The organism is Pseudomonas sp. FG13, assembly GCF_057809755.1.
This window is the reverse complement of record NZ_JBMDKO010000001.1, coordinates 264,386-291,215: the sequence shown is the minus strand read 5'-3', so window position 1 is coordinate 291,215 and position 26,830 is coordinate 264,386. Positions and strand designations below refer to the sequence as shown.

General features: G+C 56.9%; 23 protein-coding genes and 3 pseudogenes. 15 read left to right on the top strand and 11 right to left on the bottom strand.

What is annotated here, in order from left to right; all coding sequences use genetic code 11:
- Both ACODTO_RS01300 and ACODTO_RS01295 read right to left on the bottom strand, forming a co-directional pair.
- On the bottom strand, nt 1-882 hold the full coding sequence (locus ACODTO_RS01300; protein ID WP_258632616.1) for a TorF family putative porin: 882 nt from the start codon (nt 880-882) through the stop codon (nt 1-3).
- Nucleotides 883-909: 27 nt separating this feature from the next.
- A complete protein-coding gene (locus ACODTO_RS01295; RefSeq protein WP_258632614.1) occupies nt 910-1,335 on the bottom strand; it encodes a DUF2147 domain-containing protein in 426 nt (141 codons plus the stop codon).
- A 162-nt stretch (nt 1,336-1,497) separates the two neighbouring features.
- Between ACODTO_RS01295 and ACODTO_RS01290 the strand changes: the two genes are divergently transcribed.
- From ACODTO_RS01290 to ACODTO_RS01275, 4 genes are all read left to right on the top strand, one after another.
- Nucleotides 1,498-2,172, top strand: a complete 675-nt coding sequence (locus ACODTO_RS01290) for a TetR/AcrR family transcriptional regulator (RefSeq protein ID WP_258632612.1) — start codon at nt 1,498-1,500, stop codon at nt 2,170-2,172.
- Between the two features lie 149 nt (nt 2,173-2,321).
- Complete coding sequence (locus ACODTO_RS01285; protein ID WP_258632610.1) at nt 2,322-3,542, top strand: amino acid deaminase/aldolase; 1,221 nt, start codon at nt 2,322-2,324, stop codon at nt 3,540-3,542.
- A 55-nt stretch (nt 3,543-3,597) separates the two neighbouring features.
- Nucleotides 3,598-5,034 (top strand): coniferyl aldehyde dehydrogenase, encoded by a 1,437-nt coding sequence (locus tag ACODTO_RS01280; RefSeq protein ID WP_258632609.1) that lies wholly within the window; start codon nt 3,598-3,600, stop codon nt 5,032-5,034.
- Nucleotides 5,035-5,055: 21 nt separating this feature from the next.
- Complete coding sequence (locus ACODTO_RS01275; RefSeq protein ID WP_258632607.1) at nt 5,056-6,069, top strand: AraC family transcriptional regulator; 1,014 nt, start codon at nt 5,056-5,058, stop codon at nt 6,067-6,069.
- A gap of 7 nt (nt 6,070-6,076) precedes the next feature.
- Here the strand turns inward: ACODTO_RS01275 and ACODTO_RS01270 are convergent, their stop codons facing one another.
- Complete coding sequence (locus ACODTO_RS01270; RefSeq protein ID WP_258632605.1) at nt 6,077-7,612, bottom strand: aldehyde dehydrogenase family protein; 1,536 nt, start codon at nt 7,610-7,612, stop codon at nt 6,077-6,079.
- 184 nt (nt 7,613-7,796) lie between these two features.
- Nucleotides 7,797-8,771, bottom strand: coding sequence for a helix-turn-helix domain-containing protein (locus tag ACODTO_RS01265; protein ID WP_258632603.1), 975 nt, complete (start codon nt 8,769-8,771; stop codon nt 7,797-7,799).
- Between the two features lie 243 nt (nt 8,772-9,014).
- Between ACODTO_RS01265 and ACODTO_RS01260 the strand changes: the two genes are divergently transcribed.
- The 4 genes from ACODTO_RS01260 (at nt 9,015) to ACODTO_RS01245 (ending at nt 12,971) form a co-directional block, all read left to right on the top strand.
- Nucleotides 9,015-9,548 carry a 2,4'-dihydroxyacetophenone dioxygenase family protein gene (locus ACODTO_RS01260; protein ID WP_078732548.1) on the top strand — a complete coding sequence of 178 codons (534 nt, stop codon included), beginning with the start codon at nt 9,015-9,017 and terminating at the stop codon, nt 9,546-9,548.
- Nucleotides 9,549-9,572: 24 nt separating this feature from the next.
- On the top strand, nt 9,573-10,823 hold the full coding sequence (locus ACODTO_RS01255; RefSeq protein WP_258632600.1) for an MFS transporter: 1,251 nt from the start codon (nt 9,573-9,575) through the stop codon (nt 10,821-10,823).
- 93 nt (nt 10,824-10,916) lie between these two features.
- Nucleotides 10,917-12,185 carry a carbohydrate porin gene (locus ACODTO_RS01250; protein WP_258632598.1) on the top strand — a complete coding sequence of 423 codons (1,269 nt, stop codon included), beginning with the start codon at nt 10,917-10,919 and terminating at the stop codon, nt 12,183-12,185.
- Nucleotides 12,186-12,239: 54 nt separating this feature from the next.
- Nucleotides 12,240-12,971 carry an SDR family NAD(P)-dependent oxidoreductase gene (locus ACODTO_RS01245; RefSeq protein WP_258632596.1) on the top strand — a complete coding sequence of 244 codons (732 nt, stop codon included), beginning with the start codon at nt 12,240-12,242 and terminating at the stop codon, nt 12,969-12,971.
- Nucleotides 12,972-13,033: 62 nt separating this feature from the next.
- Here ACODTO_RS01245 and ACODTO_RS01240 read toward each other — a convergent pair whose 3' ends face one another.
- The gene (locus tag ACODTO_RS01240; protein ID WP_258633572.1) at nt 13,034-13,879 is read right to left on the bottom strand and encodes a fumarylacetoacetate hydrolase family protein; all 846 of its coding nucleotides are present in this window, start codon (nt 13,877-13,879) and stop codon (nt 13,034-13,036) included.
- Between the two features lie 168 nt (nt 13,880-14,047).
- Here ACODTO_RS01240 and ACODTO_RS01235 point away from each other — a divergent pair, with 168 nt between their 5' ends.
- From ACODTO_RS01235 to ACODTO_RS01225, 3 genes are all read left to right on the top strand, one after another.
- Complete coding sequence (locus ACODTO_RS01235; protein ID WP_258632594.1) at nt 14,048-14,737, top strand: GntR family transcriptional regulator; 690 nt, start codon at nt 14,048-14,050, stop codon at nt 14,735-14,737.
- 132 nt (nt 14,738-14,869) lie between these two features.
- A complete protein-coding gene (locus ACODTO_RS01230) occupies nt 14,870-15,418 on the top strand; it encodes a YbhB/YbcL family Raf kinase inhibitor-like protein (RefSeq protein WP_258632593.1) in 549 nt (182 codons plus the stop codon).
- Nucleotides 15,418-16,248 (top strand): helix-turn-helix transcriptional regulator, encoded by an 831-nt coding sequence (locus ACODTO_RS01225; protein ID WP_258632591.1) that lies wholly within the window; start codon nt 15,418-15,420, stop codon nt 16,246-16,248. Before ACODTO_RS01230 ends, ACODTO_RS01225 begins: the two co-directional genes overlap by 1 nt.
- Nucleotides 16,249-16,326: 78 nt before the next feature.
- On the opposite strand, the gene ACODTO_RS01220 is transcribed toward ACODTO_RS01225, so the two are convergent.
- The gene (locus tag ACODTO_RS01220) at nt 16,327-17,034 is read right to left on the bottom strand and encodes a TetR/AcrR family transcriptional regulator (protein WP_258632590.1); all 708 of its coding nucleotides are present in this window, start codon (nt 17,032-17,034) and stop codon (nt 16,327-16,329) included.
- On the opposite strand from ACODTO_RS01220, the gene ACODTO_RS01215 reads away from it, so the two are divergent.
- The 3 genes from ACODTO_RS01215 to ACODTO_RS01205 all read left to right on the top strand — a co-directional run bounded on the left by ACODTO_RS01215 (nt 17,026) and on the right by ACODTO_RS01205 (nt 19,697).
- The gene (locus ACODTO_RS01215) at nt 17,026-17,937 is read left to right on the top strand and encodes an alpha/beta hydrolase (protein ID WP_258632588.1); all 912 of its coding nucleotides are present in this window, start codon (nt 17,026-17,028) and stop codon (nt 17,935-17,937) included. The two genes, ACODTO_RS01220 and ACODTO_RS01215, sit on opposite strands and share 9 nt — an antisense overlap.
- Before the next feature lie 89 nt (nt 17,938-18,026).
- Complete coding sequence (locus ACODTO_RS01210; protein ID WP_258632586.1) at nt 18,027-18,800, top strand: SDR family oxidoreductase; 774 nt, start codon at nt 18,027-18,029, stop codon at nt 18,798-18,800.
- Nucleotides 18,801-18,992: 192 nt separating this feature from the next.
- Nucleotides 18,993-19,697 (top strand): OmpW/AlkL family protein, encoded by a 705-nt coding sequence (locus ACODTO_RS01205; protein WP_258632584.1) that lies wholly within the window; start codon nt 18,993-18,995, stop codon nt 19,695-19,697.
- 249 nt (nt 19,698-19,946) lie between these two features.
- Here the strand turns inward: ACODTO_RS01205 and ACODTO_RS01200 are convergent.
- The 5 genes and pseudogenes from ACODTO_RS01200 to ACODTO_RS01180 form a co-directional block, all read right to left on the bottom strand.
- Nucleotides 19,947-21,576 (bottom strand): annotated as a pseudogene (locus tag ACODTO_RS01200) (ABC transporter substrate-binding protein).
- 244 nt (nt 21,577-21,820) lie between these two features.
- Nucleotides 21,821-21,907, bottom strand: a pseudogene (locus tag ACODTO_RS01195) (haloacid dehalogenase type II); the annotation flags it as partial.
- A gap of 282 nt (nt 21,908-22,189) precedes the next feature.
- Entirely contained in the window at nt 22,190-23,467 is a 1,278-nt protein-coding gene (locus ACODTO_RS01190; RefSeq protein ID WP_258632582.1) for an NAD(P)/FAD-dependent oxidoreductase, read from the bottom strand.
- A 35-nt stretch (nt 23,468-23,502) separates the two neighbouring features.
- On the bottom strand, nt 23,503-24,423 hold the full coding sequence (locus tag ACODTO_RS01185) for a GNAT family N-acetyltransferase (protein WP_258632580.1): 921 nt from the start codon (nt 24,421-24,423) through the stop codon (nt 23,503-23,505).
- A 47-nt stretch (nt 24,424-24,470) separates the two neighbouring features.
- A pseudogene (locus ACODTO_RS01180) lies at nt 24,471-25,795 on the bottom strand (NAD(P)/FAD-dependent oxidoreductase).
- Nucleotides 25,796-25,903: 108 nt separating this feature from the next.
- Here ACODTO_RS01180 and ACODTO_RS01175 point away from each other — a divergent pair.
- Nucleotides 25,904-26,815: a LysR family transcriptional regulator gene (locus tag ACODTO_RS01175; RefSeq protein ID WP_258632578.1), complete on the top strand. Its 912-nt coding sequence runs from the start codon at nt 25,904-25,906 to the stop codon at nt 26,813-26,815.
- The last annotated feature ends 15 nt before the right edge of the window (nt 26,816-26,830 follow it).

Genomic DNA, 26,830 nt, shown 5'->3' with positions numbered 1-26,830 from the left:
TCAGAAAGTACGCGAAATCGATGCGACCCAGCGGTTGTCATCCGTGGAGCGCACATGGCCGTCGTCTTCAACCATATATAGCTCGCGCGCCCGCGTTTTGGCGGTCACCCAGTCAAGCCCCCAATCGAAGCCCCACAAGTGATGGACCAGGCCAATGTCGTAGTCAGCGACGTTCGCTTCGGAAAAGTTAACGATTTGCTGATAACCCGCATGCAATTTCAGCGTGGTATTCATCCCGAGCGCGTATCTGTAGTCCAGGTCATACAACATGCTGCCGCGGGAGTTGCGATCCCCTTTGGCATAACACTCCAAGCCTTTGGTGGGATCGTCGCGAAATTGCAATTGGGCCCCGCATACACCGCCGGTGTTGGCGCCACGGTAGGTTTTGGACAAGACTCGGGCGACTCGACCTTCAAGGGCGCCGTAGCCAATTTCCAATACCGCGAACTGGCCGTTGAAATTAGTGGTGCGTTCGTCTGCCAGCGTAAAGGTTTCAAAGTCGAATCGGTTCGGTGCCTTGAACTGCGCACCGGGGAACATCTCTGCCGCCAGGCCAACCCCGTAATGCCAGGCTTCTGGATCGCCGAAGCGATAACCGCCAGCGAGCAAGACGCCGAGGCCATCCCCTTCAGGAAATTGCTTCTTGTTGACGGTCGTAAACTCGGCAAGTGCCACTAATCCTGATTCATGGGCGACTTGGATGGTGATTTTGGCACCCGGTCGGTTCAACGAATCAGACACGCCTCGAGTTCTGACATCGGACACGGCCTTGGCCGTGATGTCGACCGCATAACTGGCCATCTCGTCGGCGAATGCCAAGGATGGGCTAACGATAGGCCACAGCAAAACGGCCATTACATAACGGTGTGTCGTTGCACGCATGAGGCTCTCCCACAAGAAGGGTCGGATTTACAATGTGCAAACCGGTGCAGGAGGCAGTGAGGCAATGCGTTCGAATTGCTCTGTCTTACCGAGGACCTCGGTGCCGACAAAAGCCCGGACATTGAGGTAACCCCCTTTGACCCGAACGACGCCTTTGTATTTTTTATGGTCGCGGGGATCAAACACCCAACCATCACGCCACGCTTCCTGGTCATAACGATCCAGTTGCATGATCTGTACGCCGCAATCGCTGGTGATTGAGGCCACGTCCTTGACCCAGACGACCTTTCCACACAACGCGCCGGGTTTGTCGGCGCAATCGTCAACCTTGACCACCGCATCCTTTTCCGAGGTGAGCCACAGACCCTTGGCCTCCTGTGGACCCGCCGCCGCATAACCGCTGGAAGAGCAAACCACTGCCAGTGAAAGGAAAAGCCATTGCCGCGCTTTCATAGTCGCCACCTGTATTTTTTGTTTTAAGAGACCGTCACACTAACGACGCATCAGTTATGATAGTCATCGCTACACGATAGTTATAACTATCATTAACAGCCTCAGCAACATTTTTTTTCATTTTGATAAGCTGACTCCTCAACCTTTTTTTGCTAGGTACCTATGGTCAAGCCCAACACTGCCAGCGTCCGCGCCGCTACCGCCGGAAAAAGCCAGGAACACAAGAAACAGCCTGCACAGCAGCGCAGCACTGAAACCTACGAGCGGATATTGGTCGCGACCGCACAGACGCTGTGCGATGTGGGAATCGAGCGTCTGTCCACCAATCTGGTCTGCGAATGTGCAGGACTCACCCCGCCAGCGCTGTACCGCTACTTCCCGAATAAATACGCGCTACTGACCGTATTGGGCGAACGCTTGCTGGAAAAACAGAACGGCCTGATCGACCACTGGATCACACCCGAATTGTTGTCAGGCCCGCCCGAGGCATTGGAGTCAGCGCTCGCCGAGCTGATCCTGGAGACCTATCGGATCACCGACGCAACCCTGGGCGGCATGTGGATTCTCAAGGGACTGCGGGCGGTACCGGCGCTGGAACACGTGAGGATCGACTCCCACCGACGGGTATCCGGTGCACAGGCGAAGATCCTGGCGGCTGTTTTTCCCCAGGCGGATCCGCAACAGCTCGCTACCGCCGCCAGGTTGGCAGTAGAAATGATCCACGCAACGATCGAGTTGCTGTTCGACGAATCCCTTGATCCCAAAAGCGTCTGCGCCATGGTGGCGTCAATGATTGTCAGCCACCTGGATCGACTGGCCCCTGCTCCAACGATGTGACTGGCAGCGCGTGAAGAGGGGCGAACTTGGCCGTTCCGGCCCCGTTGACCGGCCGGATCGGACCTTCACCGGCCCTCACGCGCCCCTTTACCCTCTTAACAGCGAGACCACGCGTCACCTCATTTACCGCTGAACTCATTGGGTCCCTCATGCACCGCGTAGAAACTCCCCCACCGCTACCTGCTCGCGATTACGCCTATTACCATCAGGTGCTGGCCGGGGTGCAGCTACCGGCCGCGTTCATTGACTTGGATGCACTGATGGTCAATCTCCAGCGCCTCGGCAAACGCGCCGGGAACCTGCCGGTGCGGCTGGTGACCAAATCCATCCGTTCGGTGGAGATGATTCGCACGATCATGGCCGCGGGGTCGTTCATACAAGGCCTGCTGTGCTACTCCGCCGCCGAGGCCGCCTGGCTGGCAGGCCTGGGTTTTGACGATATCGTTGTGGCTTACCCGTCGGTCGATGAGCGCAGCCTGGTAAAAATCGCCTGCCAATTGCGCCGAGGACGCTCGATTACGTTGATGGTCGACAACCGGGCCCAAGTGCAGGCGATCAATGAGATAGCCGTGAGCGAAGGTGTGGTCATTCCATTGGCAATCGATCTGGATATGTCATCGGATTTCCCAGGGCTGTATTTTGGCGTGCACCGCTCGCCGATCAATGACGTGGCGAGTGCACTCGCACTGGCTGCCGCTATCGCGGCTCAGCAGGGCGTCGTGTTACACGGCCTGATGGGTTATGAAGGGCAAATTGCCGGGTTGATGGATTCTGTTCCGGGCCAAGCCGTCAAGAATGGGATCATCCGTTTTCTCAAACGCCGCTCCATTGCCGAAGTCAATGCGCGCCGTGAGCAGGTCGTCCAGGCATTGCGCCAAGCCGGTCACACCCTGCGTTTCGTGAACGGCGGCGGTACGGGCAGTTTTGAAAGCACGCGCCTCGATCCTTCGGTCACCGAGCTGGCGGCTGGCTCCGGCCTGTATGCACCGACCTTGTTCGACCACTACCGGACCTTCGAGCTGGAGCCCGCCGCCGGATTTGCCTTGCCCGTGACGCGCACCCAGGCGCCGAGCGTGATGGTGTGTTCAGGCGGTGGCTACATCGCCTCCGGACCTGCTGGCAAGGATCGACTGCCCCGCCCCTGGCTGCCCGCCGGCTGCCGTTTGATCGACAACGAAGCCGCCGGCGAAGTACAGACTCCACTGCGACATACTCTGGACCGGGCGTTGAGCATCGGTGACCCGGTACTGTTTCGTCACGCCAAGGCCGGTGAATTGTGTGAGCGTTTCGATGAACTGTTGGTGATCAGCAATGGGCGCGTGGTGGACCGCGTGCCGACCTATCGCGGCGAGGGCAAAAACTTCTTTTGACGGCCCGCGCCTTCTCACAGCTCCTCTTCCGGCATCTTGCCCAAGGATTATCGTCATGAATCAGCCCATCAGCTCCGTGCCCTCTTCACTTGAGCCCGTGCCGTTACTCAATGAACTGTTCACCGCCCAAAAAGACGCCATGTATGCCCAGGGCGCCCCGACCTACGAACAGCGCATCGCTGCCCTGGACGCCGTGCTACGCCTGGTCAGAGATCACCATGACCAACTGCTGGATGCCGTATGTGCGGACTTCGGCAACCGCTCGTTTGCTGAAACCCAACTCAGCGAACTGATGCCCATCGTCAATGGCATCAAGCATATCCGCTCGCACCTCAAGGCCTGGATGCGCCCCAGCAAACGTAAAGTGGGCATTGCCTTCAAGCCCGCCTCTGCCAAGGTAATCTATCAACCGCTGGGCGTGGTGGGCATTCTGGCGCCCTGGAACTACCCGTTGACGCTGACCCTAGCACCGTTGGTGGAAGCGCTGGCGGCGGGCAATCGAGTGATGATCAAGCCGTCGGAGCTAACCCCGCGTACGGCGGCGCTGCTGCAACACTTACTGGCCCAGACCTTCCCCGCCGACCAGGTCACCGTGGTCATTGGCGACGCGCAATTGGCCAGTCGCTTCAGCGAACTGCCGTTTGATCACCTGCTATTTACCGGCTCTACTCAGGTCGGGCGTCTGGTGATGGCGGCCGCAGCGCGCAACCTGACGCCGGTCACCCTGGAATTGGGAGGCAAGTCGCCGGTCGTGCTGACTGCGGATTTTCCGCTGAAGAAAGCGGCGCGGATGATCGCCATCGGCAAGCTGTTCAACGCTGGCCAAACCTGTGTTGCTCCCGATTACGTATTGGTGCCGCGCCAACTGGTCGACAGTTTTGCCACCGAATGGCTGGCGGCGGCCAGGCAGCTGTACCCGACCATCGATGGCAACAAAGACTACACCTCGATTATTTCGCGACGTCATTATGAGCGCTTGTTGAACCTGGTGGATCAGGCGATCGTGGCCGGGGCCAAGGTCTGGCAGGACAAAAATTTCGACCAGACCAACGAACGCAAAGTCCCACCGACCCTGCTGACTAACGTGCCATTGAACACCGATATCATGCGCGAGGAAATTTTTGGCCCGCTGTTGCCGGTGGTCGCCTATGACACACTCAACGAGGCGCTCGCATTCATCAATGCTCGGCCTAAACCCTTGGCGCTGTATTGCTTCTCCAATGATCGAACCTGCATTGAACAAGTGGTGCAGCAAACCCGTTCTGGCGGTGTGACCATCAATGGCACCATGTTGCATGCCACTCAAGACGATTTGCCCTTCGGCGGGGTCGGTGAGAGCGGTACAGGGGCCTACCATGGATACGAAGGGTTTGTACGCCTGTCCCACGCCAGGGGCGTATTTAAATTGAGCCGTTTGAATATGTCGGACAAAGTCGCAGCGCCTTATGGACGGCTAACACGCCTGGTAACTCGCCTGATGCTGGGCAAATAACCGCTTCACAAGGAGCCCGCCATGCCCGCGGCCACACGGCACACCGCCGATTTACCGATCAACCTGCTGCGCAGTCTGGCGGACCTGATCGTGCAGTTGGGCATGGACCCGAGCAGGTTGTGTCTAGGGTTGGGCTTCAACCTGGCGGACCTGGCCAACCCGCAAAGCCGGGTATCGATTCGTCAGGCGTGCCTGATGATCAAGCGTGCCCTGGAAATGACCAAAGGCCGCGACAGAGGGCTTGGCCTGGACATGAGCGCGACGGAGTCGATTACCTCGATGGGCTTGGTAGGTTACGCCATGTTGACCAGCGCTACACTCGGCAGCGCCATTGCATTGGGCATCGACATGCAAAAGCAAACCGGCGCGCTGCTAAGCTTCGAGAACCTTGAATCGCCGAAGCACATCACACTTCAGGTCACCTGCCCGTTTCATGAGCCCGATCTCCTGGTCTTTTTAGTGGAGGAAGCCTTCGGCGTTTTTTTGAATGTCGCGCGTACCCTCGCAGGCCCGACGTTCAGCCCCTCATCGATCGAGCTGAGTTACCCTCGGCCCGCCTATGCCGACCACTATGAACACTTGTTCAGATGCCCGGTGCATTTTGGTCGCAAGGACAATCTGTTTGTCTGCGCCAACCATTGGGCCAACACCCCCATCGCCACCCACGACGCATTGAGTAATCGACAGGTCGTGGAGTTGCTGAAAATGAGCGCCAATCAGAGTGGCGAAATTGAGTTCGTCGAGTCCGTGGAGCGCATCCTGCGTCGCGATCTGCGCGTACCGCTCAGTTTGTCAGCGGTTGCGTCGCAGTTATGCATGAGCGAGCGGACTTTGCGCCGCCGCCTGGCGCAGAATCAGACGTCCTATCAAGTCATTCTGGATGACCTGCGCAAGCAGCGTGCCCTGTCGCTGCTGGGCAACGTAAGCCTGACGCTGGATGAGGTCGCTGGCGAGGTAGGCTTCAGCGACGCCCAGAATTTTCGTAAAGCGTTCAAGCGCTGGACGGGGCATGGGCCGCGACAAACACACGCTTGACCCACCGTCACTTACGCGGCTTTTGACTGAAGGCTTCAAGCCTGAGGCCATGCCAGGCGATCGCCAGCAGCCGAAAACGACGTGGCGCATAAAGCGCCTGGATGAAACGCTCGAACAGCTTGAATTTGCGCGGCGTGTAGGGATACCAATTGGCTTCGATCCTGCTCCCGGCCTTGTCGATCAGCACCGCTTTGCTGCGGGTAAAACCCAGCAAACCTTCCGGGCCTCGCAGCTTGCCGAAGCCGCTCTTCTTGGCACCGCCGAATGGCAAGCCGGGGTTGCCTTCGCTCATATTGACGTTGTTGATCGAAACGCCACCCACCTCAAGCGCCCCGGCAACCCTCAGCGCGCGTTCGGCGTCGGCTGTGAACACGCTGGCACACAACCCGTATTGGGTGTCGTTGGCCAACTCAATAGCGTGTGCTTCGGTGCTGAAGGCCATGACCGGCAACACCGGCCCAAAGGTTTCTTCGCTCCACACCCGCATATCCGGCGTGACCCGATCCAGAATGATCGGCTGCACGGTCAGGGCGTTTGCATCGGGCACGGTACCGAATCGCAGGCGTGCACCTCGCTCCAGGGCATCCTGCACATGCTCGATGACCTTGTCGCGTTGAAATCCGACGGTCATCCGCCCGACATCGGCATCGCCGCTATCGCCAGAACGCACAACCAACTTTTCCGCTCCTTTGACCAGAGCATCGACGAAACGCTCATAGCCGCTTTGCTCCACCAGCAACCGTTCCACACCGCTGCACGACTGGCCGGCGTTGGTAAAGCCACCCCACAACGCACCGGCCACAGAACGTGCCATGGGCGCATCGGTAAATACAATCATCGGGTCTTTGCCCCCCAGCTCCAGCTCAACGGGGATTAATGCCTGACTGGCCTGAGCCATGATCTTGCTGCCTGTGGGGCCGCTGCCGGTAAAGAAAATCTTGGCCGGCTGCTGCTCGATCAATGCCGAGCCCATGCTGCCGGTGCCATACACCACCTGTACCAGGGCCTGGAGTACAGGGGAACACGCCAGGACCTGTTCGACCATTCCCTTGCAAGCCGCGTGTTCGGAAGGCTTATAGACCACCGCATTCCCCGTCACGATCGCTGCCGCAATGCCGGTAATTGCGTTATGGAACGGGTAATTCCACGGGCAGATGATCAAGACCACGCCCAGGGGTTCATGCAGTATCAACGACTGCTTGCCCAGCAACGTAATCGGCGTTTTGACCTGTTCAGGCCTCAGCAGCCGCTCGGCATTTTTCTCCAGCCAGTTGAGCCAATCGAGAGTACCGAGGATCTCCGCAATCAATGCATCCGTTCGACATTTGCCAACCTCCTGCATGACGCGCGTGATGATCGTTGAGCGATTGGCCAGGATTGTTTGCTTGAGCTTGGACAGCTCGGCCAGGCGCGCTTGGGTCGACAGCTGTGAATGGACGCCAAATGCCAGGCGGGCTTTCGCGAATGCGATCCGGGAAACCTCAGCCTCAAACGGCGGCGCGTTATCGTGCGTGTGGGATTTGACCTCATTGGTGGTGTTCATTCAACGCTCCTCGGGGTCATCGGCCAGTCTCTAAAGTAACTGGTCGCGGGTCCCTGAGGCAGGGTCGAGACGGACGAAAACCAGTCAAAAACGGCTACCTGCCAGCCCCTGCCGCGTCTTTTAAAGACTGGGTAACGGGCTCGTTGCACGGAAAGGTGAATAAACAAAGGCTGTCCATCGAGGACTACGCACCACCTGCCGTTGCACGTACCTCGCTGGGAGTGCGCCCATAGTGCGCTTTGAAGGCTCTGGCGAAATGCGCCTGGCTGCTGAACCCTTGCTGGTAGGCAATTTCGGCAATATCCAAGCCTCTGCTCTCCTCCCTGCTCAGCACTTGGAACGCGCGCTGCAAACGCTTTTCCAGAATGAAACGATGGGGCTGGGTATCTTCCAGCGCAAAAAGTCTCGCCAGGTGTCGCGTAGAAATACCGGTTTGTGCCGCTACCCGCTCACAACTCAATGTAGGGTCGGCTAATTGCTCAAGGATGCACTGCTTGGCGGCCAATAAGTAAGAAGCATTGAGCGCATTGATACGACGATTGCCCACCTGGCCGGCAATGATGTTGCCCAGCAGCTCAAGAGCATCGTCTTGATAGCTGTCTGCCCCCTGGCTGAGTGGCTGCTCGAAAAAACTGCCGGTGCGCTCACTCAGTGTGCGCAAGAGTAAACGCTGAGTGCCGGTATGTGCGCTGATCTTCAATGCACCATCAAAGTGGCGCAAACAGTGGGACGCAAAAACGTCCTGGGGTATATCGAAGATGAATTTATGCATCGAGCTGGAGAAACCAAACAGGTAGGGCTTGTCGGTGCGGTACACCATCAGCTCACCAGGTTCCAGCAAATGACAGGTGCCGTTTTGAAAGAAAAACGATTCACTGCCTAAGACCAGTGACACGAATATCGACTCTTTTGGCACCGTGCGAATCATTGAGCCGTCCCGCTCAATGACATGCTGGTTGCCGACAATATGGGCGACTCGCAGTCGTTCCAGACTCAGATTGTCCTCCCGTGCATTGAAGCCGGTTTCGCTGAAGGAGGAGCACTTCAACCCCACCAGTGTCGACGCGTTGTATTGCTCCCAGAATGCCACGCGCTGATCGACGGGAAGATCGTCGGTACTGGCGCGCCGGGTGTCGAGCAATGAGGGGGATCGGGTCATTTTATTATTCTCGTTTTATTGACTGCGCAGCCGCCGGAGCAAGGCGAAAACATGGGGCGTGCAGAGCTTCATTAACAGCTACCCCAAGCGCGCTGTCAATCAATGGCTGGAGCAAAGGTACGGCGACCGTAAATGTAAAAGATATCTGTCCGATGCGGACAACAATGACGTCTGTTTCGATCAAACCGCCTCGCCTTTCCCGCCTTAGAGTGGCCTCCGTATTCCAACAATCAGAGGCCCAACATGCCCGAATTAGCCAGCAACGAATTTTGGAAAGACCTGCAGCCCATCGCGAACTGCTTCAAGCCCGACGCCAAGCCTGAGGTTTACCTGCCCAACGCCGCCAGTGATGATTTGCGGCTCTACGTTCCCTTCACCGAGACCGTTTCTTCACGCCCGTTGTGGATCTCTCCCAGCGAAAACCGTTGGTGCGACATTTTGATGTCCAGCCGTGCCGGCCTGGTCAACCGTCATTACCACCCGCACGAAGTGTTCGCTTATACGCTCTCGGGCAAGTGGGGATACCTGGAACACGAGTGGACCGCCACCGCTGGCGACTTCGTCTATGAGACGCCCGGTGAAGGCCACACCTTGGTGGCCTACGAACATGAAGAACCGATGCGCGTTTTCTTCATCGTCAAGGGGCCGCTGATCTGGCTCGACGATCAAGGCGAGTCCACCGGCTATTTCGACGTGCATTCCTACATTGCCCTGTGCCGTGAACATTACGAAAAGGTCGGTCTGGGCGCTGACGCTGTGGATCGCCTGTTCCGTTAAACCCCGCGCTACGGAGAAACCACCATGGCTCACAACAATAATAAAGCCAGTTATGAAAATACCCTGCTCTGCGTGTTGTTCCTGACGTTTGGTTTTGTGTTTTTCGACCGTCTGGCGCTGTCCTTCCTGTTTCCGTTCATGGCTGATGAGCTCCAACTGAGCAATAGCCATCTCGGCATGTTGTCTTCGGTGCTGGCATTGGCCTGGGCGATTTCCGGCACGCTGGTGGGTGCCTGGTCAGACCGTCGGGGCGTACGCAAGCCGCTCTTGATTGTGGCGGTCATCCTGTTTTCCCTGTGCTCAGCGCTCTCGGGGCTGGTTTCAGGTTTCCTCAGTCTGTTGCTGTTTCGCGGCATCATGGGGTTGGCCGAGGGGCCCATCCTGCCGTTGTCCCAATCGATGATGGTCGAAGCGTCATCGCCGCATCGGCGCGGCCTGAACATGGGCTTGCTGCAAGGATCGGCGGCAGGCCTGCTGGGTGCGGTGATTGGCCCTCCGGTCCTGATCGCTTTGGCCGAGGCCTATGGTTGGCGGCATGCCTTCATCGTGTCGCTGCTGCCTGGCCTGTTGATCGCCTGGCTCATCTGGCGTTACGTGCGCCAGGATGAGCCACGCCCAGCTCCAGTGAGTAACGCCCAACCCACCGGGCATCGTCTGGCGTTGCTTAAAAGCCGCAACATCGTGCTGTGCACGTTGATCAGTTGCGTGTTTTTAACCTGGTTCGTCATCCTGATCTCTTTCACTCCGACGTTCCTTGTCAGTGTCCGCGGCTACAGCGCGCCGAGCATGGGCACGATCATGAGCTGCCTGGGTGCCGCCTGGGTCATCTGGGGATTTGTTGTACCCAGCATTTCCGACCGAATCGGCCGACGCCCGACCCTGGTGCTGTTTTCGCTGATCGCCGCGTGTTGTCCGATAGCGCTCCTGTACGCCCCTTCCCCTATGGTGCTCGGCGTTCTGATGGTGCTCACCTTCACCGGGCTTGGCTGCTTCACACTCTTCATGTCGACCATTCCGGCCGAAACAGTCCCGCGTGAAGTGATGGCTACGGCACTGGGCATGATCATGGGCGTTGGAGAGCTGGTGGGAGGCTTCGTGGCGCCGACCGTCGCCGGATTCGCCGCAGATCAGTTCGGACTGTCGATTGTGATGTGGATTTCCTGCGGCGGCGCCTTGCTGGCGGGGGGACTGTCGCTGCTGCTCAAGGAAACGGCGCCCGCCGTACTCGAGCGCCGATCACGCGTGCGCTCAGTGGCCCAGGGACATTCGCTGTAAACACTCAATGACGGAAGTCGCGGTGATCCAAGCTCACTGACACCGCTCGCTCCGTCTGCTCATCACAACAACAATAAAAATGAGTTCCTGACCATGAACCCGATCATTCGTTTGTCCGCGTTTTTGCTCTTGGCGTTTGCGTATCCCCACGTTTGGGCACAGGACCGTGAAGGTCCGTTGGCTGATCTGGGCGAGCATTTGGCCGGCTACGGCATCCAGCCCCATGTGCAGTTCACCAGTCTGGCAATGAAAAACCTCGACACTGGACCTCGCCCCTACAGCTTTGGTAACAGCGGTGATCTTTACATCGGTGCGGACATCAATCTGGCCACACTCGGTGGTCTCGAGGGTGCAGCCGTGCACTTCGAACAAACCGTATTCATCCTCGACAAAGGCACTGGCGTACCTACGTCGGGTAACTGGCAAGGCGCCGCCGGCAGTTATTTTGCCGGCGCTCCCCTGCACAATGACATCGCCAGCAACCAGTTGAGTGTCTTGACGTTCGAGCAGAAAGCATTCGACGACCAACTCGATATGCACATCGGACGTACGAACGGCCGGCGGTACTTCTACGTCTATAACTGCGAAACGACCGTCACCTGTAACGATCCGATCCTGGACGCATCCAGCGGTATGTTGCCGCCGCCCTTCGGCGCGTGGGGCGGGTACCTGAAATATCAAGTGAACCCTCGCCTCTATGTGCATGCGGGTGCGTTCGAGTCCAACCCGGTGGATTACCTGAAAGAGCGCAAGGGCCTGGACTTCAGCACCGATGACGCGAGCGGCACAAGTTTCTTGCTGGGAATTGGCAGCAAACCCGGCGACGACACCACCCAATACGAACTCAATGCCTATTTCAACTCGTCCAAGCAGGTCGATCCGTTGACCGGCGCCAGCGACCACGGCACCGCCGGTGGCTTCTTCAAGTTTCGCCAGACGTTGTGGCGCGGTGGGCAACAAGGCTTGCAAGCCTTCGGTTCACTGTCAGCGGCTGCCGATGAAAAACAACCCTTCAGCCATTTCGCCGAAGCAGGCCTGACCTACCTGGCGCCTTTTGATCGAGCCCAGGACAAGCTCAACTTCAAAACCAGCTACCTGCAGGTCAATTCTCACCAGTTGCAGTTCCAACAACGCCTGCGCATTGCCGCCGGTGGCGATCCCGAACTGGGCGAGCGCAATGTCTATGCCCTGGAAGCCAACGGCCATTTTGCCTTGACCCGCCATTTGGCTATCGAACCCAGCATCCAGTACGTGATCAACCCGGACAACTACTACAACCCGGGCGCGACGCAATTGAGCAACAACGGTTTTGTGGTTGGCCTGCAAGTGATGCTGGATATCGGCTCGGTACTGGGCCTGTGAGCGCATCACATAACCGTACGGCGAAGCTGTGTTACTGACCTTAAGAGGCAAATGATGACTATGTTTACCAGCAATCTGTTTGAAGGCAAGGTCGCGCTCGTCAGCGGCGGGACCTCGGGGATCGGCCAGGCAACCGCCGAATATTTAGCGCGGCACGGCGCCAGAGTCATAGCGATTGGCCTGGGCGCCGACGCTACCGTCGTCGCCGATGGGGTTCAGCTTGATCTACGAGAAGTTAACGTCACCGACGACGAGGCGCTCAAAAGCGTAATCCAAAGCCTCGACCGCCTCGACATTCTGGTACCTGCCGCTGGCGGCACGCTAGGGGAAAAAGAGATGGAATGGGAGGCCTTCAACCAGGTGTTGTCGGTTCAACTCAACGCCGTCTACCGGCTCATCAACCTGGCGTATCCGCTACTGGCGAAGCAAGGCGGATCGATCATCAACATCGCGTCGATGTTCTCCTACTTCGGCGGCGGCAAACTCGTGGCCTATTCGGCGGCGAAGGGGGCAATCGTGCAGATTACCAAATCCCTCGCCGAGGCCTACGCCCCCGATAACATTCGTGTCAATGCCGTGGCGCCGGGATGGATCACCACCCCGCTGCTGGCGAAAATCGACGATCAACCGAGGATAGACCGCCTGCTGTCTCGCACGCCCATGAAACGTTTTGGCAGTGCTGAAGAAGTCGCCAAGGTGATAGCCTTCCTGGCTTCAGATGGTGCTTCATTCGTGAACGGCGTGGTGCTGCCGGTTGATGGTGGTTATCTCACCACTGCCATCTGAACCCAACCGGCAGCAATCTGTTAAAAGCGCTTCTTTCGAGGCGCCTCTATACCCGAGACAGATTAAAAAGCCGGAATGATTTTCTGCCGCTGCTCGCCCAAACCCTCAATCCACAAGTGGATCTCATCGCCAGGACGAAGCCATTGCGGTTGTGGTTTCATTCCCATTCCCACCCCCGGCGGCGTGCCGGTGCAAATCACATCACCGGGTTGCAATGTCATGTACCGGCTGCAATACGCGACGACTTGAGCGACAGAAAAAATCATCGTTCTCGAATGGCCGGTCTGACGTCGCTCGCCGTTGACATCAAGCCACATATTCAGGTTTTGCGGATCCGGGATCTCATCACGGGTCACCAGCCAAGGCCCGATCGGACCGAACGTGTCGCAGCCCTTGCCTTTATCCCATTGAGAACTTTGCATCTGGAAAGCCCGCTCGGATACATCGTTCACCACGCAGTAGCCGGCAACGTAGCTTAGGGCGTCGGCCTCGGACACGTATCTGGCTTCACTGCCTATCACCACGCCCAACTCAAGCTCCCAATCCAACCGAGTGGAGCCAAGAGGCTGGAGAATTTCGTCATCAGGTCCGTTCAGACAACTGATTGCTTTTTGAAAGATGATGGGTTCCACAGGAATCGCCATACCGGACTCTTCGGCGTGATCGCGATAATTGAGCCCGATGGCAATGAATTTACGCACATGGGCGACGGGAACACCATAGCGAACGCCCTCCTCGACCAGCGGCAACCGCGCGATATCCAGCGTCGATAATTGTGCAAGCACCGAAGGCGCCAGAACGTCAGCATCAATGTCGGTCACATGCCCGGAGAGATCGCGAATTCGCCCCTCAGCATCTATCACTCCTGGACGCTCGCTACCTCGCGGACCAAAACGGCACAGCTTCATATTTGCCTCCACTGTTTTTAGAATAAAGGTAAACCTGCGAAATCGCGGGCTATATTCTTGAGCCGTTGCAAGGCCGTTCGGCCAGACCCGCTTGAGTAAATTCATCTTATGACATAAAATATATTTTTTGCAACAAACAATATTTTACTTGGAAGCAGGCCCCACAACATGCTTGAACGTCCCGCTCAAAGCCTTACCCAGGCCACCTATGAGCGTCTGCGCAGAGATGTCTTATCCTGCGCTTTACGCCCTGGAAACAGAGTCAACGTCAAAGAGCTGGCCGAGCGCTATGAAGCAAGCGCCGGAGCGGTGAGAGAGGCGCTCTCTCGTCTGGTTGCCGAGGACCTGATCATTGCCGAACCTCAGAAAGGCTTTCGCATTTCTGCCGTCTCACTGGCAAATCTGAATGACCTCACACTGGCCCGAATGGAAATTGAAGCAAGTTGCCTTCGTCATTCTTTGGAAAACGGCAATCTTGCATGGGAGGCCAGATTGGTTTCGGCTCATCACTGTCTTTCTAGAACCTCGGGACCACAGGCCGATGATCTCTATAAAGCCGATGACTGGGCTGCCGCGCATACCACATTTCATGAGGCGCTGGTCAGCGCCTGCCCTAACACCTGGCTGTTGCGAATACGCTCGATGTTGTTCGAACAGACGGCCCGCTATCGCGCAATGTCAATCGTCTTGAGCGCCAGGGATAGGGATATCGACGCTGAACACCAGGCATTGTTCGATGCAGCCTTGGCCAGGGATGCGACTAAAGCGAGTGAGCTATTGAAAGATCATATCCAGACCACGTCCGCTATGCTGATCGAGGGACTTCAAGCCGCCCAGGAACTGACAGATCAAGCATGATGCGCACCGCCGCCATCCGACATCGTGCAATCCACTCATATTGATTGGATTGCAATGAAAGTCGATCGATAGCAAACGGTCTTATTGCCGGCGGCACTCCAGAATAGCTCCTCCAAACCAAGAGGAGTCGGTATGAAAAAATCATTGATGGCCACAGGCATGCTTGCGCTTTCGTTACTAGCCGCTGGCGCACAAGCCCAAGAGTTCAAGGTGCAGAGCAGTAGTGTCCTGGACGGGCATCTGCAACAGAACCAATTCGCCAATGTATTCGGTTGCAGCGGCAAGAATCTCTCTCCGCAAGTATCCTGGAGCGGTGCGCCGCAGGGGACCAAAAGTTTTGTGGTAACTATGTACGATCCCGATGCGCCTACGGGCTCTGGCTGGTGGCACTGGGTGCTGGCTAACGTGCCCGGAACGGTCAATGAACTGAAGGAAGGCGCTGACAGTGCAGGTGGTAAACTGCCCGCCGGTACGCTTCAAGTTCGGGGCGACACTGGTATGCCCGGCTATCTCGGTGCTTGCCCGCCTGAAGGGCAGACGCATAACTACGTGATCACCGTATACGCCATGAAAGCCGAGAAATTGGAGTTGCCGGCAACGGTCACACCGGCAATGCTTGGCTTCATGGTACCGAGTGGCTCGCTTGCCAAAGCCACGCTCATGGTGAAAGGCGGCCGCTGATGTCAGTAACGAACGCTTATGACGCTCTGCGCATTACCAATCGACCTGGGGTCGGTACGGCAGGCATCGTTCTTCAGCAAGGAAACCTGGAGTTCAAGCGTTTGTATATTGAAAACCCCGTCTTGATCTACGTTGAGCGGGGTTCGAAAACAGTACGGTGGCCGGGTGGCGAGTACTTGATTCGTCCAGGTGAAGCGGTAGCGGTAGCCGGGGGGCAATCCCTCGATATCACCAACCGGCTGGCGCCAGACGGAAGCTACCGAGCCCACTGGCTGGTTTGGGACGAAACGTTGATTGAGTCGACCGCCGAATCCAATGCGCATTTGGCGGTCATTCAATATGCTCACCCCATTACCCGGGACACGGCGAGTTTCGCGGCATCACTCCAGCGTGCTATCGAGGCTGTGGAAGACAATACTGTGCCAACCCTGATCGCTCGGCATCGCTTGCAAGAGCTGCTGGTGTGGATTGGCGTTAACGGCGGACGGCTTGAGCAATCGCGCACGCCGACAATGGCGGTTAAAGTCCGGCGGCTCATCGCAAGCGATCTGGCCAATGACTGGAGCGCCCACGCTGTCGCGTCCGCATTTGCAATCAGCGAGGCTACCCTACGCCGCAGGCTGGCAGAGGAAAGCACCACGTTTAGCGCACTATTGATCGATGCTCGTATGACATTAGCACTGCAACTGCTGCAATCGTCACCTCAGACGGTCATGCAAATAGCACTTTGCGTCGGCTATCAAACGCCCTCGCAGTTCGCGGTGCGCTTTCGTCACAGGTTTGGCTTCCCCCCCACTGCGGTCCGGGGCCACCGACGTGGCGCGCTTTGAGGATTCACAGGGACTTCTAACAAGTGACCACCGCAAATCCCCGCGCAGAAACACTCACTCGAGACATCGTCAGCGTCCTTAAGAAGTGAGGCCTTTCAACACGATCCTCATCCATTGCTCCAGTAAACGCTGCATCATTTCTGGGCCTGGCGGAGCTGAGTCCGCTCGCCAAATTAAGCTGAGGACGCCATTGGCTGCCGCCCACATCGAGGTAGTGGCGAGAGATGGGTCTATGCTCGGATCAATCGATCCGTCACAAATACCATCGGCAATGACGGCTTCCATTTTGCTGTTTTGGTGCCTTACCAACTCGCTTACACGCGCCAGCGCTTGCGGTTCATTGGGAGGATCGGCAAGTAGCCGGAACTCATTGGGGCGCTCAAAAGCGAATTGAAAGTAACCCTCAGCAGCCTTCTGAAGTCGCTCTAAAGGCGTCCCGGCAGCCGCATAAGCAGCATCCATGTAGACCTTGTTTTCCTCGAAGGCTCTTTCAGCCACCGCCATAAGCAATGCGGATCTTCCACCCACTCGGTTGTAGATGGTCTGCACGGCAACGTCTGCTCGTTCAGCAACGGCGTCAAGTGTCAAAGCTGCTCCTCCACCCTCCAGAATCAGGGCTTCGGCATGTTCGATAATGGCCAGCCGAGTGGCTTCGGCCTTTCGTTGGGTGCGTGTGGAAAAGCTGTTTTTTGTCATGGGGCGAGTATACATGAAGGAAATTATTGTAATACATTCCAATTTTGGAATAGCATCAAAAAAAATAAAAAGGTCTCCGCCATGATCCAACGCCTAGATGTCTCGTTTCCGTCCAGTGGCGCAAGCTGCGCCGCTTGGCTGTATTTGCCTGAAGAGCCCTCCCCGCATCCCGTGATCGTGATGGCTCACGGTCTTGGTGGCGTCCGGGAAATGCGTCTGGATGCGTTTGCCGAACGATTTTGCGAGGCCGGATATGCCTGCCTGATATTCGACTACCGATACTTCGGGGCGAGCGAAGGTGAGCCTCGACAGCTCCTGGACATAGCGAGCCAACAGCAGGACTGGCTGTCAGCCGTTTCTTATGCTCGGGCCCGGCACGAGCTGGATCCGGAAAAGGTAATATTGTGGGGATCCTCTTTCAGCGGAGGGCATGTGATTCATACCGCCGTCGCCGACGGAAAAATCGCGGCGGTCATTGCCCAATGTCCTTTCACTGACGGCCTGGCCTCTGTCTTCAAAGTCAATCCGCTGACCTTGCTTAAATTGACCCTGCTAGGCGTGGCGGACGTGGTCTGCTCAATGTTTGGTTCTGCGCCGATACAGGTCAAAATTGCCGGTTCAAAAGGCTCCGCAGCACTGATGACTTCCGCGGACGCCGAATCCGGGTACCTCGGCCTGGTGCCAGCCAATTTCCCTTTCAACAATCACGTCGCAGCTCGTTTTGCTTTGAATATCGCGTTTTATCGGCCGGGAAAGAAAACAACAAAGCTGTCATGTCCGATTTTATTCTGCATCTGCGAGGCAGATACCGTTGCCCCTGCTGGCCCGACATTGCACTACGCCAGACAAGCGACGGACGCGCAGATTCATATTTGCCAAGAAGGTCACTTCGATATTTATACCGGGGAAGCCTTTGAGCGAGTTATCGAGAAGGAGATTGCATTTCTTAGACGCAGGGTACCAGGCGACGCAATATGCTCTAACAGTGTATAGAGCCCCCTGCAAGAAACAAATACCTACTACTAGCCGCCAAAATCAATCTGATCACTGGCGTTTACGCAACGCCACCTGAAGGTATAGTCATGAACAACAAACCCACTGTCTTCATCACGGGCGCAGCCAACGGTATCGGCGCACAAACTGCATTGATGTTTTCCAAGCAGGGGTATCGCGTTGCCGCCACCGACGCAAACGAACAAGACCTGGAAAAATTAAAAAAAACGTTAGGCAGCGAGCATTTTTACCGTCAACTTGACGTTACCAGGCCGGATGACTTCGAGTTAATTCTGAAAGAGTTTGCCGCCGAAAACCGCGGCGTCATTGACATACTTATTAATAATGCAGGCATTGCTTTCATAGATAACTTTGAGAACATTTCACTTGATAAACATCTCACCTTAACCGACGTCAACGTCAAAGGGGTACTCATCGGCGCCTTCCATGCGCTTCAATATTTAGCGAAAAGCTCACAACCCACGATGATCAGCCTATGTTCTCTTAGTTCAGAATATGGAGTGCCCAGTGAGGTCTCGTATTCGGCCAGCAAGTTTTGGGTGAAGGGTTTTACTGAAGCGATGAACATCGAATGGGATCGCCACGGGATTTACGTGTGCGATGTAATGCCCAATTTTGTTGCAACACCCATGATGCGAGACTTAGACGGAAAAATTGTAAAGTCCATTGGGATCAGACTTAACGCAAATGATGTAAGCGCCACCATCTGGAAAGCCGTACAGAACCGCAAACGTATTCACTGGGAGGTCGATACTTGGCGCCCTCGGCTACTTCGCGCACTGAACAAACTGCTGCCCAAAACTCTTCGCAGATCTGCGATGAAGCACCTAAGCGGCTACTGACCACCCTCAGACACTTTCCGCCCAAATCATGATGACGCGGCGAACCGCTGCACCTTGAAACAACCGACGATATCGACTTGCAGATCGCGTTCGTCGAACCCTCGTTCCTGACCTCTGCTGTTAAATGCTTTTGACCATTCCAGAAATATAAACTCAATAAAAGGCTGACCTCGCTCAGCCTGGGAGATAACGATGACCGGTATAAATAAAAATAACATTACCGCGGCCTTGCTCTTTTTTGTGCTTTCCTGCTCGAAAGCCCATGCAGAAATCAACGAACCAATGAATACAGTAAAGCTAGGGATCGCTGACATCCACTTTCATACCCGCACAAGTGATTTAGAAGGACCACCCGGCACGACGCCACCAGGAATTACAGCGAGCATCAACAACACTCAAACCCTGGCATTAGTATACGAACGCCAACTATCCGGACCGTGGTCTATTGTCTTGCAAGGGGGCGTACCTCCAACCTTGAAAGTTGATGCGACTGGAACGGCAAAGGCACTGGGTAGAATTGCTACCGCTAAAGCTTGGTTTCCAGCTGTGATTTTGAAATACAGTTTTCAAGAGGTATATGGATTTCGTCCTTACCTAGGAGCCGGCGTAAACTATACCTTCTTTACCGATAAACACATGACCGATGCCTACACAAACGGCTTCGGCGGCACATCCAGCTCAGTCAAGCTCAGTAATAGCTGGGGTGGCGTGATGAAATTGGGCGCGGAGTATGCGCTCGATGACAACTGGGCAATTGATGTCGGCTATTCTCACTACTGGATAAAAACGAAAGCCACCATCGCTACTGAAACACCGGGCATTGGTCGAATTGAAAGAACTATTCAAGCCGAGAGTAATCCTGATGCATTTGGTTTGCTGATCGGATACAAGTTTTAGCCCTCCTAAAATCAGAAATATATTCCACAAAAGCGCTTCTCGCCCCTCCCTGTCCAGTACAGATCTATCGGTGTTTGCGCCGATTGATCTGTACTGGGTAAAGCCACCAGCGGTGCATCAACGACCGTATCGTCTCTGCACAGTCCGCGATGCAGCCTGTTGGAACAGGGACAAGATTCTGGCACGCAGCCAAGCCATCACCCGCTGCCAACCTTTCGCTTCATGCAACGCTCTCGGTGACGCCCTCAATCAGGCGTCCAGCCAGACTTGCTCGGCGAACATAAAGCCCATGAAACCGCCCAGCGGATTGCTGCCGTAGCCTTTGACGCGCTGATCGATGCCATCGATATTGCTGATGAACACCGGAATGCCAATTCCGCAGTGGCCATGCACCAGTGTCTGCATACATTTTGCCGCGTTTTGCGTCGTCGGTTTCACCGCGGGAAAGCAGCAGTAATTGGTCAAATTGCTCATTCTTCCAGGCGGATTCGTTCCAGGGCGCGCTCGACTGGAAGAACTGCGAAAACATTACGTCGGCACTCGGCCGTGGGTTGATGTTGCCGAAACTCAGCGGGTGTTTCATCCAATGATTGGACCAATAACCATCACTCGGTAGGCGATTGACGTCGAACTTGAGCCCGATCTGTTTCGCCGATTGCTGCAGGAGCACCGCCATGTCCACCGATCCGGTGGCGGCCGGTGATGCAATTAGCGGCATGGTGATGCTCTCCATGCCAGCTTTTTTTAACAAGAACTTGGCTTTGTCCGGATCGTAGGCTGTCTGTGGCAAGTCAACATTGTAGTAGCGCGCACCCGGAGAAATCGGGTGATCGTTACCGACCACGGCAAACCCTCGGAACACCGCGGACTTGATCTGCTCACGATCAAGCAGGTATTTCATTGCCAGGGTAAATTCCCCGCTTTTACCCGGCATTTGATCCTGGCGAATGATCAGGTCGGTGTAGTTGCCCGACGGCGCCGCGACCACCTGATGTTTACTGCTGGCCTTGATACGTACCGTTGAGCGCGGATTGACTTCGTTGGTGATCTGCACATCGCCCGACAGCAACGCGTTGATCCTAGAGGGTTCGTCGGCAATTCCGATGAATTCAATTTCATCCAGGTACGGCAAACCCGGCTTCCAGTAGTTAGTGTTGCGCACAGCAATGGAGCGCACACCTGGCTTGAACTCCCTGACCTTGAACGGCCCAGTACCGATTCCCTGGTTAAAGTCGGTAGTGCCTTCGGGAACGATCAGGAAGTGCGATACAGCAAGAATCGACGGCAACTCGGCATTGGGGCCGCTGAGGCGGATCTGTACTTCGGTGGGGCCCGTCGCCTTGACCTCGGTGAACTGCTCTGCCAGCGGCAGGACCTTGGAGCCGGTGACGGGGTCCTTGTGGCGCAATAGCGAAAACACCACGTCGGCGGCGGTAAGAGGCTTGCCGTTGTGAAACGTCACCTCTTTGCGCAAGGTGATCACCCAGAGCGTGGCATCGGTCGTATCGAAACGCTCGGCCAGCTCCAGTTGCGGCACCATATGGCTGTCAAAACGGGTCAGGCCGTTATAAAACATGAACTGCCGCGTATAGTCGGTAGACCCGGATCCCTTGGCAGGGTCCAGGGTATCGGCGGTGGAACTGTTCATGCCGGCGACGCGGATTCGCCCGCCCGGCTTGCCTTTTGCGGGGGCAGCACCTTCATCAGCGAGGAGCTTGCCGGCAGCGCCGAATAGACTGCCGGTCCCTGCGGCGGCGATACCGGCGACCCCCAGCATCTGCAAGGCGCTACGACGGGAAATACCACGATTGAGGCTTTCGAAGACGCGTAGGCTTTCTTGGCCGCTGATCAGTGAGGAGTCAACCTTGATGTCAGTCATGTCAGGTGTACCTGTCGAATGGAGAAGTATGAAGTGCTCCGGTTAACCGGAACGTCTTGCAAAACGCGAACGACGGTGAAGCCAACATCAAAGCAAACAGCGTAGCGCCGACAATGGGCGCCTATGGACCGCCCCGGTCTAACCTCTCACGACCGTCTACAATCAGAGGCCAACCAGCTCTGCCAACCCACCGATGTCACGGATCTTCCGGGAGTTGTAACAGGCATTGCCCGGCTGCTCGTGACAGCTCACGCGTCAGGGTGCCCATGTGGAAGTTGGTCAACGTGCAGTAGCAGTCGAACGTAATGTATTTGGGTCGAAGAAAGCTCATTGAGTGCCGTCCCGTATCACGGTTAAGGGCATGATGTATCGAACAGATACAGCTTTCCGAGCACGAGTGCACTGCTGTACCAAAAATTATTACAGCACCACTACACCATCCAAAGCTGGTTAAATTAGCGCCCCGCGCGGCACAATCTACCGTCGTCAAGTCCACTCTCAGCAGAGTTTGCGGAGCGCACCGCGCTCGGGTACGCCCTCTTTTCGATGCGCTTTTTCTGAGTGTTTTTATCGCAGCAACGGCGTTGCCTATTGCCCGTGTCGGCGCACCCGCTTAACGCACCAGGTCCTGGAATCGGTAATAAGCGCCCACCAACGGAAGAAACCACGGCGTTCCAAAATGCCCCGGGATGGCAGGCCAAGTGAAATCTCGCCAAGGGTTGAGGTCTGCACGACCATCGAGTACCTCGGCCATGATTGCGCCCATATAAGTCGCCATATGCGTTCCGTGGCCGCTGTAACCCATCGAGTAGAACAGCCCGTTGTGCTCACCGGCATGGGGCAGGCGATTACGGGTCATATCGACCATGCCACCCCAGCAATAATCGATGCGCGTACCGCTCAGTTGCGGGAAGACCTCGATCAGCGATTTCTGCAGGATGACGCCACTCTTCATGTCCGATGTGGGGTTGGAGGCCGCGAAGCGCGCACGCCCGCCGAACAGTAAACGGTTGTCCGGCGTGACTCGAAAGTAGTTGACGAAGTTTTTCGTATCGGTAGTCATGCGTCGACGCGGGACCAGGCGATCAAGCATCTCGACTGACAATGGCTCTGTGACGATGATAAAGGCGCCCACCGGCACGATGCGTCGGCGGAACCATGCCAACGGCCCCACTGCGGATGTGCCGGTGGCCAACAGCACCTGGCGGGCACGCACTTCGCCACGGGGTGTCTTGACCTGGTGCACCGTGCCTGTCTGGCGCGAGAGGCCTAGGACGGGGGCGTTTTCATAGATGCGTACGCCATGCCGGACCGCAGCCTCTGCCAAGCCTTGGCCATAACGGCCGACATGCATCCCGGCACTTTTGCTGAAGACCAGGCCGCCGAAATATCGGTCTGAACCGATCTCGCTGCTCAACTGCTCACGAGTCAGCATGTGGGTGTCAGGATCACATTCCTTCGCCATGAGTGCCTGTGATCGGGCCAGTTTGTCGTAGTGTTCAGGCTTGGCCGCGAGCTTGAGTTTGCCGACACGCTTGAAATCACACTCGATGCCCTCCTCCGCGATCAGCGACTCCACTTTGCTGACGCCTGCGTCGAACGCGTGATAAAGCATGTTGGCCCGTTCCCGACCGATAGCAGTCGACAAAGCATAATAGTCTTGGGCAAAACCGTTGTTGCACATCCCGCCGTTGCGACCGGAGGCTGCATTAGCGACAAGACCGGCCTCGAATACGGCAACGCTCGCGCCCTTTTTAGCCAAGGCTATTGCCGCAGACAAACCGGTAAAGCCGGCACCGACCACCGCCACATCAACCTCGCCACGCGGCGCTTCACGTTCGCCAGATGCAAACTTGGGGGCGGTATCAAGCCAATAAGGCTTCATCTTCATAAAGGATATCCATCATCTCAGGGTGAGTGGCTGCATCAACCGATCGACTGGTTTGAAAGGGCAAATAGACGCGCGTCAGTTCCAGCGCGCGGCTGAAGACCGCGAACCATGGGCCGTGCATGGCCAACGCAGGGCAAACCCAACTCGGTTAGCCATTGCGATAGGCCGCTTTCTTCGGTGACGTCTATGCGCACGAATCGACCTCGATGGTTGTCAGCGAGTGCGGCGATAAGGGACATGGCATCCGTCATAGCATGCGGGCCTTTGGCAATGACCGGGCCGATGACCACGCCATGCCCGAACTCCCGCACGCATGCGTAAGCCGACACACCTGCCCCGCAATCGACAACCATGACGTTTGCGCTCTCCAACAACGCATCCAGCAGCGCGGTCCGATCCCTTGCGGTGGCATCCAGATCCAACTGTCGCAGCGGCTTCTCGTCTGCGGCCTGTAATAGGCGAACGTCTTGGGAACGAGGCGAACGGTGCGGTTCAGGTTCCAGCAGCGCCTGATGTTGATTAATCTGGCTATGGGCAACGAATCCCAGCTGCGTATAGAGCGCAAGCCCCTCTTGGGTGGAATTGAGGAGCACCGTTCGCTCACCCGCCTGCTGCAACAACGCATCCATCAATGCTCGACCGATACCCCTACCCTGCATTTGCGGGTCGACGATAATCATGCCCACCGAAGCGTGGGTCACGCCCTGCGGCCACCACAATCCCGTGGCCACCAGACGACTTTCAGCTTCCACCGCGAATCCGGCCCCCAGGTCGAATGCGAAGCGCCAGTCTTCTTCCCGGTACGGCCAGCCCAATGCACGCGAAAGGCCTACGGCGAGCGGTAAGTGATCGGTACGTAGCCGCGTAAGGCGCAGCGCTCCGGTGGCTGCTTGCGCAGGCAAACCAAGCGGCGACTGGACCACTGGACTGGCGTTTTGATCGGAGAACTTCGACATAAGGACGATGCCTCTTGACTCAGATTAAGGGGGTAGAAACCAGACGATCAGAAATCCGCAACCTTGCCCCAGGCCGAAGCCTGGAAGCGGTCCGGATGATAGGGCCGAGGATCGACTATGGGGTCGGTCCCACTGACAATGTCGGCGATCAAATGACCCGCTCCCGGCGCAATGCCGAAGCCATGCCCACTGAACCCGGCGGCCAGTACCAGGCCAGGAAGGTTGGCCATTTCGCCAATACCCGGGACACCGTCCGGCGTACTGTCCACAAAACCGGCCCAGGCTGCGCTGGCCGATGACGTCTTGAGCATCGGGATCAGCTCCACCGCGCGTTTGTAAGTCAGCTCGACAGCCGAGGCGTCCACCTTCGGATCGAGAATTCGCATCCGCTCCATCGGCGTCGGTTGGTCCAGACGCCAGCGCTTCCAGCCTTCGTGACCTGAGCGAATACCCTCCAGGCCACCAGGTGCCAGGTTGCGCCATCTTCTTTGAAACATCGGCAGGAACTGCGGGGCGAAACCCAGTAGTTGTGGTGTGAGGTCAACACGGCCCCGGCCGCTGATAGCCAAGGTATAGCCACCATCGAAACGGCGGGTCATGGAGACATCCGACGTGTGAAGCGCACTCGGTAATTTCTGCCCCAGAGGTGAAATCGACATCACTGTCTGACGAATAGTGGCCTGGGGAAACCGAATGCCATACTGACGGCAAAACGAGGATGCCCAAGCGCCACCTGCGAGCACGGCGAGCCGGGTGCGGATGGTGCCATTCTCAGTGATGACCGAGGACAATCGGCCACCTTCAGCTTCGATGCCGCGCGCCGCGCAGCCCTGATGCACGGTGCCACCCAGGGCCATGATGGCGCGAGCGACCGCAGGGGCCGCACGAGGCGGGTCAGCAATACCATCAGTGGGTGCAAAACCCCACCCTTCCAATGTTTGCCGGTCACCTTGCCGCGCTCAGTGGCTTGCTGCGCGGTCAGCATGCAGGTCTTTACATCAACGGTGCGTGCAAATTCACCCCAGCGCGCCCAGCCGGCGAGCTCCTTCTCGTTGTTACTGAGATAGAGCAAGCCGCACCGCTTGAATCCCGTTTGCTCACCCGTTTGCGTGGCGAACTGCTGCCACAGCCCAAGGCTTTGTGTCGCCATTGGCAGCTCCCGGGCGTCTCGATTTTGCTGCCGGCACCAACCCCAGTTTCGACTCGATTGTTCGGCGCCGATGCGGCCCTTCTCTACCAAAACGACCTTCATGCCGCGCTTAGCCAGGTAATAGGCGGCAAAAGTGCCGATAATGCCACCGCCAATCACAACCACATCAGCTTCTGTGGGGAAATCTGGAGAAGTCTCTATCGGAAATAAAGGAGCAGGCATTTTCAGTTTATCCGTCAAATTCGATGTATTGGCGTACTTCAAATATTTACCGGCGTAACATAATTTAGCAATTTACGATTTATAAATTAATCATTAAGCTCTGCCTTAATGATTACTTCTGAAGATCTGGACTTTTTCAATGTGCTGGCGAGCTCGAGCTCCCTGGCCGAAGCCGCACGTAAACTGAATGTCACACCGCCCGCCATCACCCAACGCCTGCAAGCACTTGAGGCGCGTGCGGGGGTTCGGCTGCTCGACCGCACGGGCCGGCGCTCCAGCCTGACCGAAGCCGGTACCCTGGTCGCAGCTCATGGACGAACGGTGGCCGACACGCTCGAAGCATTGTCCGAAGCCCTGGCCGACAGGACCGGAAATGTCAGCGGTCACCTGCGGGTCGCGGCCCCACATGGGTTCGGTAGGCTCCACGTAGCGCCAGTGGTGCAGGACTTCATTCGCAGGCACGAGAACGTGACGGTCTCGCTGGAGTTATCCGACCATCCTGGCGCCCGGCAAATCGAAACCTGCGATGTGGTGATTCATATCGGCCCACCCGGGCCACCCGGCCAGGTCATGATCACGCTGGCGTCGAATCGGCGCATCCTTTGCGCGAGCCCTGAATACCTCGCACAGTCAGGCCCTATCGAAACGCCCGCGGATCTCGCCAGGCAGCGCTGCCTGGTGGTGCGTGAGAACGATGAAGATGTAACGCTCTGGCGGTTCCGCGCCCCGGGCCGCAGCCCCGCGACGGTGCGCATTCATCCGGTGATGTGGAGCAATGACGGTGCCGTTGTTCGAGACTGGGCATTGGCCGGCATGGGCATCGCCATTCGCTCGGAATGGAACGTTGCCAGCGACCTGCAGCAGGGCCGACTGTGTACCGTGCTACCAGAATGGCAAGCACCGGCAGCCGATGTGGTTGCAATGCTCGGGTCACGGCACGGTCGCAGCGCACGCACGACCGCGTTTCTGTCGTTGCTCCAGTTGTCGCTCAATCCAGTACCTTGGCGACAACATCGGTAGCCGATACAGGCTTCC